Source organism: Kitasatospora sp. MBT63 (assembly GCF_000710465.2).
Lineage (GTDB): Bacteria > Actinomycetota > Actinomycetes > Streptomycetales > Streptomycetaceae > Kitasatospora.
In genome coordinates this window covers 11,433-23,114 of sequence record NZ_JAIZ01000591.1, presented here as the reverse complement: position 1 = coordinate 23,114, position 11,682 = coordinate 11,433, and the positions used below count along the sequence as shown (strand labels likewise).

Below are 11,682 nucleotides of genomic sequence, written 5' to 3'. Positions count from 1 at the left end.
GGCCGCGAGAGCCGCCCCGGCCTCGGCGGCCTGCGCCGGGGTGACCCCGAAGGCCTCCGGCCCGGCGTCGGCCCCGCCCCCGCCGCGGGCGTCCGCGGGCAGGGCGCCTCCGCCGGCTGTGGCCGGCCGCAGTGCGTACCGGGGCAGGTAGGAGGCCCAGAAGCCGGGCAGCGCCTGCGGCCCCTCGTCCGGCTCGGGCAGCCCGTCGACCTCTCCAGGGATCAGCACGGGGCCATCCTGGCATCCGGCGCCGACATCCGGGAGAGGGCCTCGGGCCCGTCCGGCGGTTCGCGGCGGACCGGGACACGGCCCCGGCTGCCAGGTACCGGCCGCCCGGTACCTGTGCCGGTACCGGTGCCGGGCCGGGGCCGGTCAGGCGTACGGCTCGCCGGCGGCGCGCGGGCCGTGCAGGGTGCGCTGGGCCTCGGTGATGGCGAGGTCGTTGATCGAGGCCTCCCGGCGGCTCATCAGGCCGTCCGCCGCGAACTCCCACAGCTCGTTGCCGTGGCTGCGCCACCACCGGCCGTCGGCGTCCCGCCACTCGTAGCGGAACCGGACGGCGATCCGGTTGTCGGTGAAGGACCACAGGTCCTTGCGGAGGGCGTAGTCGAGTTCGGTCTCCCACTTGTGGGTGAGGAAGGACTCGATCTCGGCCCGGCCGGTGATGAACCGGTCGCGGTTGCGCCAGACGGAATCCGGTGTGTACGCGAGTGCGACCCGGCGCGGGTCGCGGGTGTTCCAGGCGTCCTCGGCGGCCTGGACCTTGGCGCGGGCGGTCTGCGCCGTGAACGGCGGCAGCGGGGGACGGACGGGTTCGGACACGGAGGCTCCTGACCTCGGCGGACTGCGATCACCTAACCCTTGAATAATCCAGCAACGGTTAGGCTCGGGCAAGTGTCTTGCCTCCCGGGCACGTCCGATCCGGCGTCAGGTCGGCTATCGTGTCCGGCCGAAGCGGCGTCGAGCCGAACCGGCTTCTCCGGAGAGGCAGTTGAGGACGGCCATGGGAGTCGGCAGGATCGCGGCGACACGCAGGGGACACCGGCCCGGCCCGGTCACCCGGCCCACCGCGGTGCCGAGGACCGCCGCCGGCGCCGCTCCCGCCGCCGTCCCCGCCGTCCCCGCCGTCTCCACCGGACCTGCCGTCCCCGCCCCCGGGGTCACCGCGCGGCTGCTCGCCCAGGGCACCAGCGACGGCGCCGTCGCGGTCCGCAGCACCGGCCGCACCGATGTGGTGATGCGCGAGATCACCATCCAGCCCGGCGGCTCGACCGGCTGGCACTACCACCACGGCCAGCTGATCGCGGTGGTGCAGTCCGGCACGCTCACCCGCACCCTGGCCGACCGCACCGTGCAGACCACCACCGCCGGTCAGTCCTTCGTCGAACCCGCGGGACCCCGCCAGGTGCACAACGCCCGCAACCTCGGCACCGAGCCGGTCGTGCTGTACGTGACCTACGTCCTGCCCGCCGGCAGCCCGCTCGCCGTGGAAGCCGCCGACCCCGCCGCCGGCGGCCCGGACCGCCGCACCTGACCCCCCGCGACCCGGCCCCCGCGCCCGGATCCCCGCGGCCCCGGCGCAGGACCCTCCGACCGGTCGCTGGCGTTGACGTCCGGGTCAAGGTCTACCGTCGGGGCATGCGGATCGGCGAGCTGGCGGCGCGGGCGGGTACGACCACGCGCACTCTGCGGTACTACGAGTCGCGCGGACTGCTGCCCGCGCGGCGGTCGGTCAACGGCTACCGGGCCTACGACGAGGAGGACCTGCGGCTGCTGCGGCAGATCCGCACCCTCCAGGACTTCGGCTTCGAGCTGGAGGAGACCCGGCCGTTCGTGGAGTGCCTGCAGGCCGGGCACCCCGCGGGCGACGCCTGCCCGGCCTCGCTGGAGGTCTACCGCAGCAAGCTGGCCGAGCTGGACGACTGCCTCGCCCGCCTGCAGGCCGTCCGCGACCAGGTCGCCGCCCAACTCGCCCGGGCCGAAGAGGAGCGGGCCGAACTGGAACGGGAGGCCGTCCGCCCGGGCGGGCCCGAACCGCAGTGCGAGCTGTCCACGCCGCGTGGGCCGCACCGGAACTGAGCACGGCAGACGAGAGGGGATCAGGAGATGCGAACGGACCTGGGAACGGAACTGCGGACCGTCACCGACGGCGACTTCGAGCAGGAGGTCCTGGCGGCCGACCGGCCGGTGCTGGTGGAGTTCACCGCCGACTGGTGCCCGCCCTGCCGGATGCTCGCACCGGTGCTGGCCGAGGTCGCCAGGGAGGAGTCCGACCGCTTCGCGGTGGTCCAGCTCGACGTCGACACCAACCCGCAGACCCAGGCCGCGTACGCGGTCATGTCGATGCCGACGCTGATGCTGTTCAAGGCCGGCGAACCGGTCCGGACCCTGGTCGGCGCCCGCTCCAAGGCCAGGCTGCTGCGCGACCTCGCCGACCTGGTCTGAGCCGGCGTTTTTCCCCGGATCCCCGGCGGGCGCCTACCGTGGTGGGCACCATCCGGATCCGAAGGAGTCACCCCTCATGCCCGACCGCGACGCCGCGCTGGAGACCATCCAGCGGGAGCTCACCGCGTTCGCCCGCCGGGCCCGCCACAAGGCCGCCCAGCTGCACCCCGATCTCTCGCTGGTCACCTACAGCATGCTCGACCTGGTGAACGAGCGGGGGACCTGCCGGGGCGCCGACCTGGCCTCGCACTTCATGCTCGACAAGTCCACCGTCAGCCGCCAGGTCGGCGCCCTGGAACGGCTCGGCCTGCTGGCCCGGGAGGCGGACCCGGACGACCAGCGCGGCCAGCTGCTGCGGCTCACCGAGGCCGGTACCGAGCTGCTCGCCGAGGCGTACCAGCAGCGCCGCCGCTCCTTCACCAAGCGCTTCGAGTCCTGGTCGGACGAGGACATGGCGATGTTCGCCGGCTACCTGGTCCGCTACGGCGAGGCCGACTGAGCCCGCGGCCGCCCGCCCCGGAGCGTTGCCCCACCCGGGGCGGCCGGCTCGGCCAGGATGGGGCGCATGACCCGAATGACCGAGCCCGAGTGGCGCGAGTTCCTCGCCCACGGCACCCGCACCGGAAAACTCGCCACCACCCGCGCCGACGGCAGCCCGCACCTCGCCCCGGTCTGGTTCCTGCTGGACGGCGACGAGCTGGTCTTCAACACCGGCGGCACCACCGTCAAGGGCCGCAACCTGACCCGCGACGGCCGGGCGATGATCTGCGTCGACGACGACCGGCCGCCGTTCGCGTACGTGCTGGTGCGCGGCACCGCCACGGTCAGCGAGGACCTGGCCGAGGTCCGGGCCTGGGCCGGCCGGATCGCCGCCCGCTACATGGGCGAGCACCTGGCCGAGCAGTACGCCGCCCGCAACGGCGTCCCGGGCGAACTGCTGGTCAGGCTGAGGATCGACCGGGTGATCGCCGAGAGCGGCGTCGCGGACTGACCCGGGCCGTCGGCCCGCCGGGCCGGTGCCACGGGCGGGCCCGCCGTCAGCGCGGGACGGCGGGCTCCCGGGCACCGTCCCGCTCCCGCTCCTGCTCACGGTCCTGCTCCCGTTCCCGTTCCCGTCCTCGCCCGAACACCGCCGCCGCCAGCGCCAGCCCGGCCATCGCACCCACCGACTGCGCCACCACGAAGCCCGGGACCGAGCCCGGCGCGATCCCCGTGAACCCGTCGCTCAGTGCCCGCCCGAAGGTCAGCGCCGGATTGGCGAAGCTCCCCGAGGACGTCCCCCAGCACGCCGCCCCGATCCAGGCCGCCACCGCCACCGGGAGCAGCCGCGCCCGCCCGCTGCGCACCAGCCCCGACACCAGCAGGATCAGCACCCCGGTCGCCGCCGACTCCGCCAGCCACAGGTGCCCGGCCGACCGCCGCTGCCCCGACAGCTCCAGGAACGGCCGCCCGAACATCACATTCGCCAGCCCGGTCCCCGCCACCGCGCCCGCCAGCTGCGCCAGCACGTACGCGCCCAGCTCGCGGGCGGTCGGCCCGGTACCGCTGCGCCGCCCGGTCCACCAGGCGGCGGCCGACACCAGCGGGTTGAAGTGCCCGCCGGACACCGGCGCGAACAGGGCGATCAGCAGGGCCAGTGCCAGCACCGAGGCCGACACGTTGGCGAGCAGTTGCACCCCGCCGTCCCGGCTCAGGCCGACGGCCCGGAAACCGGAGCCGACCAGGACGGTGGCCAGCACCGCGGTGCCGACGGCCTCGGCGGCCAGGCGCCGGGACAGCGGAGTCGTCATCATGGCGTTCATCGTGGTCAGCGGCGGTGTGCGGGGACAATTGGCCGGTGCACCGAAGAGCGGGGCACTCTCCGCGCGTTCCGCTAGGAGACTCGTACGGCGTGCGCCCCCGGCACCCGTGCCCCGGCCGGGACCGCCGGGTCCGCCGCTGCCGCTTGACCCTCACGCGACGTGAGGATCCAGGCTGGAGCCACACGAGGAGGGAGGAACCCCGATGCCCCCGACGGACAGCTACACCGTGGGACGGCTCGCCGAGATCGCCAAGGTGACGGTGCGGACCCTGCACCACTACGACGAGATCGGCCTGCTGTCCCCCGGCGGCCGCACCCCGGCCGGGTACCGGCGCTACGGCGAGGCGGACCTGGACCGGCTGCAGCAGATCCTGTTCTACCGCGAGCTCGGGTTCCCCCTGGAGCAGATCGCCGCCATCCTGGACGACCACTCGGTCGGTCCGGCCGAGCACCTGCGCCGGCAGCACCGGCTGATCGGTGAGCGGATCGGACACCTCCAGGAACTGGCCGCGGCGGTCGAACGAGCGATGGAGGCGAGGACGATGGGAATCCGACTGACCCCGGAGGAGAAGTTCGAGGTGTTCGGCCCGGACTACGACGAGAGCTGGGAGGCCGAGGCCGAGCAGCAGTACGGCGGCTCCGAGGCCTGGGCGCAGTCCCAGCGGCGCACGTCCGGGTACGGCAAGTCCGACTGGGAGGCCGTCAAGGCGGAGACGGACGCGCTGATGGCGCGCCAGGCGGAGGCCTTCCGGGCGGGGGTGCCGGCGGGCTCGGTCCGGGCCATGGACCTGGCCGAGGAGCACCGACGGCAGATCACGGCGCGGTTCTACGACTGCAGTTACGAGATCCACCGCGGGCTCGCTGCGATGTACCTCGCCGATCCGCGCTTCACCGCCACCTACGAGAAGGTGGCGGTGGGCCTCGCGCAGTGGACGCACGACGCCATCATCGCCAACGCCGACCGCCACACCGGCGGCTGACCGGCGGCCGAGCGGACGCCGACCGGCGTCAGGCGACCCCGCGTCCGAAGGTGCGCCGGTAGGCGGTGGGGGAGGTGTGCATGGTGCGGCCGAAGTGGTGCCGGAAGGTCGCCGCACTCTCGAAGCCGACCGCACCGGCGATCTCCTCGACCGTGCCGTCCGGCGCCTCCAGCAGTGGCAGGCTGGCCGCGATGCGCTGGGTGACCACCCAGCGCATCGGGCTGGTGCCGTTGCGGGCGGTGAAGTGGCGCAGGTAGGAGCGGTCCGACATCCGGGCGGCCCGGGCCAGCAGCGGCACGGTGAGCGGTGCCGCGAGGTGGTCCAGGGCCCACCGCATGGAGCGGGCGATGCCGTCGTCCTGCTCCTCGACCGGCTTGACCGCCGCCTCGATGAACTGCGCCTGGCCGCCGTCCCGGTGCGGCGGGACGACGAACCGGCGGGCCACCGTGTTGGCGACCCGCGCACCGTGGTCGCGCCGCACCAGGTGCAGGCACAGGTCGATGCCGGCGGCGCTGCCCGCGCTGGTCAGGATGGTGCCGTTGTCCACGTACAGCACGTCGGGGTCGACCCGGACGGCCGGGTAGCGCTGCTGGAGCAGTTCCGCGTACCGCCAGTGGGTGGTCGCGGACAGGCCGTCCAGCAGCCCGGCGGCGGCCAGGGCGAACGCGCCGGAGCAGATCGAGACGATCCGGGCGCCCCGCTCGTGGGCCGTGCGCAGCGCGGTGACCAGGCCCGGGGAGGGCTCGCCGCCGAACGGGTTGGCGACGCCCGGCACGATGACGGTGTCGGCGGCGGCCAGTTCGTCCAGCCCGTGCGGCGCGGTCAGGGTGAAGCCGCCGACCGCGTCGAGCGCCGTACCGGGCCGGTCGGCGCAGACCCTGACGTCGTACCAGGGCGCCGCCAGCAGGCCGGTCACCTCCGGCCTGGCCAGTGCGAACACCTCGACCACCACGCCCAGTTCGAACGGCGCCATGCCGTGGAAGGCGTACACGGCGACGGTGTGCACCGGTTCCGGGCGCCGTCCGATGGAGACGGCCACCGGGCCGCCGGTCCGCTGCTCGGCCACTGTGCTCCCCGGGGATGAAGGCTGGCGGGATCTTGGCGAGTGTAGTCGTCCACGCCACTGTCGGCCTCCGGTGCCCGAACCGGAGGATCGACCTGTCGGAACGCACCCGCAACAGACCGCCAGGAGTCCGCAGATGAGCGCCACTGTCTCCCCAGTGACCGAGATCCCCGCCCTCGCGCCCGAGCGCGCCTTCGCCCACTTCGCCGACCGGCTCGGCTGCCAGGCCGACCCGGCCGATGTCTGGTACGCCATGCGCGACGGCCTCCAGGACTTCACCGTGGTCGACGTCCGCGCCGAGGGGGCGCACCGCAAGACCCACCTGCCGGGCGCGGTCGGCCTGCCGCTCGACACGATCACCCCGGAGCGGGTCGCCGCGCTGCCGTCCGGCCTGCTGGTCGTCTACTGCTGGGGGCCCGCCTGCAACGGCTCCACCAAGGGCGCGATGCGGCTCGCGGCACTCGGCCGCGAGGTCAAGGAGATGATCGGCGGCCTGGAGTACTGGATCCGCGAGGGCTGGCCGACCGAGGGCCGCCGCCCGGTCGACCCGGCGACCGCGACGCCGGCCGACCTCGGCCTGGTCTGCTGAGGCCGCTCCCGCGCGCGGCAGCCCCCGGCCGACCGGCCGGGGGCTGCCGCGCTGGTGCGATCAGCGGATCAGCGAATCAGGGGATCAGCCCTTCAGCGCGGCCATCCAGGCCTCGACCTCCTCGGCGCGGCGCGGCAGCCCGGCCGAGAGGTTCTCGTTGCCGTCGGCGGTGACCAGGATGTCGTCCTCGATCCGGACGCCGATGCCGCGGTACTCCTCGGGCACGGTCAGGTCGTCCAGCTGGAAGTACAGGCCGGGCTCCACGGTCAGCACCATGCCGGGCACCAGCTCGGCGTCGACGTAGGACTCGCGGCGGGCGTGCGCGCAGTCGTGCACGTCCAGGCCGAGCATGTGCCCGGTGCCGTGCAGGGTCCAGCGGCGCTGCAGGCCCAGCTCCAGCACCTTCTCCACGTCGTACACCGAGGCGTCGAGCAGACCCCAGGCCAGCAGGCGCTCGGCGAGCACCCGCTGCGCGGCGTCGTGGAAGTCACGGAACCGGCCGCCGGGGCGGACCGCCGCGATACCGGCCTCCTGGGCGTCGTACACCGCGTCGTAGATCATGCGCTGGAGGTCGTCGAAGCGGCCGTTGATCGGCAGCGTGCGGGTGACGTCCGCGGTGTAGAGGTGCTCGGTCTCCACGCCGGCGTCCAGCAGCAGCAGCTCGCCGGGACGCACGTCGCCGTCGTTGCGGACCCAGTGCAGGGTGGTGGCGTGCGGGCCGGCGGCGGCGATCGAGCCGTAGCCGACGTCGTTGCCCTCGACCCGGGCGCGGCGCCAGAAGGTTCCCTCGATCCAGCGCTCCGAGGTGGCCACGGCCTGGTCCAGCTCCCGGACCACGTCGGTGAAGCCCTTGACCGTCGCGGTGCAGGCGGCGCGCAGTTCGGCGACCTCCCACTCGTCCTTGACCAGCCGCAGGCCGCTCAGGAAGACCTTGAGCTCCTCGTCCCGGTCGGCGTCGAGCAGCTCGCCGAGGGCGCTCTCCAGCTCGGCGTCGTAGCCGCGCACGATCCGGGTCGGGCGGGCGTCGGCGGCCAGCTCCTCGGCGGCCTTCCGGACGTCCCGGCAGGGCAGGCCGTACAGCAGCTCGGCCTCGGCCAGGCTGTGCCGGCGGCCGACCCACAGCTCGCCGTAGCCGTCCAGCCAGAACTCGCCGTTCTCGCGGTTCGACCGCGGCCGCAGGTACAGCCGGAACTCGTGGCCGTCGCCGGCCGGGTCGCCGACCAGCACGGCGTCCTCGGTGCGGTCGCCGGTGAGGTGGACGTACTCGCTGGCCGCCCGGAACGCGTACTCGGTGTCGTTGGCCCGCACCCGCAGGTGGCCGGCCGGGACGACCAGGCGCTCACCGGGGAAGGCGGCCGACAGCGCGGCGCGGCGGGCGGCCGCGTACCGGGCCTGGGCGACCGGCTCCAGGCCGCGCAGCTCGGTGTCGGCCCAGCCGGTCTTCATCGAGGCGGCGAGTTCGTCGGAGACCTCCGAGTAGAGCCCGTTCTTGCGGCCCTTGATCTCCTCCTCGGCGGTCTGGCCCTCCGGGTTGTCGGCCACCGCCGGGGTACGGTCCTCGGTCACGTACGTCGCCTCCTTGCGCGCGTGGTGCCGCCCCGGGCACCCCGGATCGCGGGGTGGTGGGCGGCCTTGGCTCCCATGGTACGGATGCCGGACCGATCACCCGTTCGGGAGGCGCAGGACGGCCGGAAGCCGCCCCCGGAGCCGGCCGCGGTCACTCGAAGCGGACCGCCAGCAGCACCAGGTCGTCGGTGGCGTCCTCGTCAGGGCCGTCACCGACCAGGGCCGACAGCAGGTGGGCGCAGAGCAGGTCCGGGTCGTGCCGCACGTCCCGGGGCGCGTCCGCGGCGGCCCGGCGCAGCGCGGCCTGCCCCGCGTGCAGGGTCGGACCGCAGCGCCGGGCCAGCCCCTCGGTGCACAGCACCAGGACGTCCCCGCGTTCGGCGGTGAACTCCACCCCGGGCGCCTCCCAGCAGCTGAGCATGCCGAGCGGCGCGGACAGCGAGGTCTCCACGAAGTCCGCGCCGTACCGGGTGACCAGCACCGGGGGGCAGTGCCCGGCGCCGGCCAGGCTGACCCGGCGCTCGACGGGGTCGACGCAGGCGTAGACGGCGGTGGCGGAGCGGGCCGGCTCGGTGGTCTTCAGCAGCAGTTCCAGGTCGCCGAGGACGGACACCGGGTCCTCGCCCTCCAGCACGGCGTACGCGCGCAGCGCCGCCCGGACCCGGCCCATCGCGGCGGCCGCGCCCGCCGCCGCCCCGGTGCCCGGGCCGTCCACCGACACACTGCCGACGGTGAGCCCGAGCGAGCCGTCCGGCAGCGCGATGGCGTCGTACCAGTCGCTCCCGCAGGAGTGCTCCAGCGTGGCCGGGTGGCAGCGGACCGCGAGCCGCACCCCGGGCACGGCCGGCAGGTGGTCGGGCAGCAGGCTGCGGCGCAGCGCCCGGGTGGCGCGCAGGGCCCGGTCGGTCTCCAGCTGGCGGGCCAGCAGCGGCGCGGCGAACTCGCAGTAGCGCTCGACCAGGTGGCGGCGCCGCTCGTCCGGGCAGGCGGGCTCGTCGTAGAACCAGACCGCCGCGGCGAGCGGGCCGTCCTGCTCGGTGGCCAGGGTCAGCGCGTAGCAGGCGCCGAGGCCGAGGGTGGCGGCGACCTCGCGGAACCTGGTGCCCACACCCGGGTCCTCGGCCAGGTCGCAGATCAGCAGCCGGCCGGTGTCGGAGGGGCGGCTGAGCAGTCCGGCGAACGGGCCGTGCTCGGCGGGGACGGTCTCCAGCGCACCGATCCCGGCCCGGTCCAGGCCCAGCCCGACCGGGCGGCCGGCCCCCCGGCCGACGGTGGTGACCAGCCCGCGTGGCGCCCCGAGCAGGGCCGCGCCGGAGGCGAGCACGGCGTCCAGGGCGGCGGTCAGCCCGCGGGCCTGCGCCAGCAGTTCGGTGTGCTCGTGCAGGCTGGTGAAATCGGACAGCCATCCGGCCAAACGGTCCTGCAGGCCGGCGGCGCCCTCGTCGGCGAAGACGGGCAGCAGCCGGTCCGGCGCCGTCCCGGGGCCGGCCGGCGCGGGGAACCCGGCGCCGGTGCCCGCCAGGGGCGAGCCGCTCGCGGTGGACTCGGTCGGCACCAGGTGGAGCGGCCGGGCATCGGTCATGTCGGAACTCCCCGCAAAGTGGTACGTGTCACGCAGGACCCCCGGCAACGCCCAGAACGACAGCTATCTCACTACTCGGCAACAATCCACCACTTGTACACAGGCCGATCGGGGCATGTCCAGAACTCCTGCGGGGCCCGCACCGCCGCCTTCCGGCCGCGGTCCGCCCGCCGCGGACCGCCGCCCGGACCGGGCCGGCGGTGCCCCCTCGGGCCGGCGGCCGCTCCGACGGCCCGTCAGGCGGCGGTCCGGATCGTATGCTCCGCCCCCTCGGGCACCGGCCGGGCCGGGTTCGGCTCACTCGTACGGTGGAACCGCTCGGCGCGGGGAGGCGTCCATCCGGACGTATGAGGGATTCTCGTTCCAGCGGGCCGGTCGCACCGGCCCCGCCCCTCACCCAACCCAACCCTGGGTCACCTCGGCCGGGCCGTGCGGCAACCGCCGGCCGTCGCGCCGATCGACGGTCCCGAGCACCGTGGTCGCGGAAAGGAACGAGTGCCCATGCGTCGGACACGTCGACTGGAGCAGTGGCGGCGGGCCGGGTCGTGGCGGCCCACGGCCCGGTTGGAGCCCGGCTTCTGGCGGGACACCGCGTTCTGGCGGCCGGGCGGCCGCCGCCGGGTGCTGGCGGCCGCGCTCGCCGCGGCCGAACTCGGCTGGCCGGTGGTCCCGGGGGCCAGACCGGTGCGCGGCGCGGCCGGTCCGTGCGCCTGCGGGGACGTCTGCTGCCCGGTGCCCGGCGCCCACCCGCACGAGCCGGCCCTGCTCGCGGCCACCACCGATCCGCGGATGGTGCGCTGGTGGTGGGAGCGGCGCGCGCCCGGAGCGCCGGTCCTGGTGGCCACCGGGCGTACGGTCTGCGCGGTGAGCGTGCCCGCGTCGGCCGGTCCCCGGCTGCTCGCCTGGTTCGACCGGATCGGGGTCCCGCTCGGTCCGGTGCTCGCCACCCCGTCCCGGTACCTGCTGCTGGTCGCCCCGTACACCCTCGACGAGTTGGGCGGGCTGCTGGCGGAACGCGCCTGGGTGCCGGGCTCGTTGCGCTACCACGGGCCGGGCGGCTACCTGCTGCTGCCGCCGTCCCGCACCGGCGCCGGGCCGGTGCACTGGGTGCGTCCGCCGCGGGCCGGCGCCACCCGGCTCCCGCAAGTCGCGGCGATGCTCGGAGGATTGATCGCGGTCGCCACCACCGCGCCGGACGGCAGCCGGCTGCCGTTCTGAACGGGACCGTTCCTGCGGTGCGATGACGTACTGTCCGGAAAAACGAAAGGCCCGGCCGCTGGCGACGGGGGATGCACCAGCGACCGGACTGTTTAAAACAGTAACAAAGATCCGCGTGCGCGCCAATTTGTCCACGCGGACCGGGTCTTGGAAACTTCCGCGACCTGGTCCGATGTGCCTGAATTGTGACAGCCGTCACCGGCGGCGGCGATCCCCGGCCGCCGGTGCGCGCACTCCTGGCGTCAGTTCAGGGTGATCTGACGGTTCACCAGGTTGGCCCGGGAGCGGCGCTCCTCGGCGGTCAGCGGAGCGGTCTCGCGCAGCGCGGCGGCGAGCTTCTCGGCGAAGTCCGCGGCGGGCTTCTCGCAGTCGGCCGCGGTCATCTCCAGCGGCAGGTCCCAGACCGGCACGGTCAGCCCGTGCGCGCGGAACGAGCCG

The 11,682-nt window shown here is 74.8% G+C and carries 14 protein-coding genes and 1 pseudogene; 8 read left to right on the top strand and 7 right to left on the bottom strand.

The features are described 5' to 3' along the window. Positions 1–228: pseudogene (locus tag AA75_RS31420) on the bottom strand (hypothetical protein); the annotation flags it as partial. Positions 229–372: 144 nt separating this feature from the next. Next, positions 373–822 (bottom strand): nuclear transport factor 2 family protein, encoded by a 450-nt coding sequence (locus AA75_RS31415; RefSeq protein ID WP_033823714.1) that lies wholly within the window; start codon positions 820–822, stop codon positions 373–375. Between the two features lie 181 nt (positions 823–1,003). Here AA75_RS31415 and AA75_RS31410 point away from each other — a divergent pair, with 181 nt between their 5' ends. From AA75_RS31410 to AA75_RS31390, 5 genes are all read left to right on the top strand, one after another. Then, positions 1,004–1,534 (top strand): cupin domain-containing protein, encoded by a 531-nt coding sequence (locus tag AA75_RS31410; protein ID WP_082526975.1) that lies wholly within the window; start codon positions 1,004–1,006, stop codon positions 1,532–1,534. A 104-nt stretch (positions 1,535–1,638) separates the two neighbouring features. Then, on the top strand, positions 1,639–2,079 hold the full coding sequence (locus AA75_RS31405; protein WP_033823713.1) for a MerR family transcriptional regulator: 441 nt from the start codon (positions 1,639–1,641) through the stop codon (positions 2,077–2,079). 27 nt (positions 2,080–2,106) lie between these two features. Next, a complete protein-coding gene (gene trxA, locus AA75_RS31400) occupies positions 2,107–2,445 on the top strand; it encodes a thioredoxin (RefSeq protein ID WP_033823712.1) in 339 nt (112 codons plus the stop codon). A 76-nt stretch (positions 2,446–2,521) separates the two neighbouring features. After that, positions 2,522–2,944 carry a MarR family winged helix-turn-helix transcriptional regulator gene (locus AA75_RS31395; RefSeq protein WP_033823711.1) on the top strand — a complete coding sequence of 141 codons (423 nt, stop codon included), beginning with the start codon at positions 2,522–2,524 and terminating at the stop codon, positions 2,942–2,944. A 75-nt stretch (positions 2,945–3,019) separates the two neighbouring features. Next, on the top strand, positions 3,020–3,436 hold the full coding sequence (locus tag AA75_RS31390) for a PPOX class F420-dependent oxidoreductase (RefSeq protein WP_199520460.1): 417 nt from the start codon (positions 3,020–3,022) through the stop codon (positions 3,434–3,436). A 46-nt stretch (positions 3,437–3,482) separates the two neighbouring features. Here AA75_RS31390 and AA75_RS31385 read toward each other — a convergent pair whose 3' ends face one another. Beyond that, entirely contained in the window at positions 3,483–4,235 is a 753-nt protein-coding gene (locus AA75_RS31385; protein ID WP_233289279.1) for an aquaporin, read from the bottom strand. A gap of 214 nt (positions 4,236–4,449) precedes the next feature. Here AA75_RS31385 and AA75_RS31380 point away from each other — a divergent pair, with 214 nt between their 5' ends. Then, positions 4,450–5,226, top strand: coding sequence for a MerR family transcriptional regulator (locus AA75_RS31380; protein ID WP_033823709.1), 777 nt, complete (start codon positions 4,450–4,452; stop codon positions 5,224–5,226). A 28-nt stretch (positions 5,227–5,254) separates the two neighbouring features. Here AA75_RS31380 and AA75_RS31375 read toward each other — a convergent pair whose 3' ends face one another. After that, positions 5,255–6,292: a helix-turn-helix domain-containing protein gene (locus AA75_RS31375; RefSeq protein WP_233289277.1), complete on the bottom strand. Its 1,038-nt coding sequence runs from the start codon at positions 6,290–6,292 to the stop codon at positions 5,255–5,257. Positions 6,293–6,425: 133 nt separating this feature from the next. On the opposite strand from AA75_RS31375, the gene AA75_RS31370 reads away from it, so the two are divergent. Then, entirely contained in the window at positions 6,426–6,878 is a 453-nt protein-coding gene (locus tag AA75_RS31370; RefSeq protein ID WP_033823708.1) for a rhodanese-like domain-containing protein, read from the top strand. A gap of 84 nt (positions 6,879–6,962) precedes the next feature. Here the strand turns inward: AA75_RS31370 and AA75_RS31365 are convergent, their stop codons facing one another. Then, entirely contained in the window at positions 6,963–8,444 is a 1,482-nt protein-coding gene (locus AA75_RS31365; protein ID WP_033823707.1) for an aminopeptidase P family protein, read from the bottom strand. A 151-nt stretch (positions 8,445–8,595) separates the two neighbouring features. Beyond that, the gene (locus tag AA75_RS31360) at positions 8,596–10,026 is read right to left on the bottom strand and encodes a PP2C family protein-serine/threonine phosphatase (protein WP_082526973.1); all 1,431 of its coding nucleotides are present in this window, start codon (positions 10,024–10,026) and stop codon (positions 8,596–8,598) included. A 501-nt stretch (positions 10,027–10,527) separates the two neighbouring features. On the opposite strand from AA75_RS31360, the gene AA75_RS31355 reads away from it, so the two are divergent. Then, positions 10,528–11,244: a bifunctional DNA primase/polymerase gene (locus AA75_RS31355; RefSeq protein WP_082526972.1), complete on the top strand. Its 717-nt coding sequence runs from the start codon at positions 10,528–10,530 to the stop codon at positions 11,242–11,244. A gap of 242 nt (positions 11,245–11,486) precedes the next feature. On the opposite strand, the gene AA75_RS52610 is transcribed toward AA75_RS31355, so the two are convergent. After that, the coding region (locus tag AA75_RS52610; RefSeq protein ID WP_033823706.1) for a DUF5926 family protein at positions 11,487–11,682 on the bottom strand (196 nt) is incomplete at its 5' end.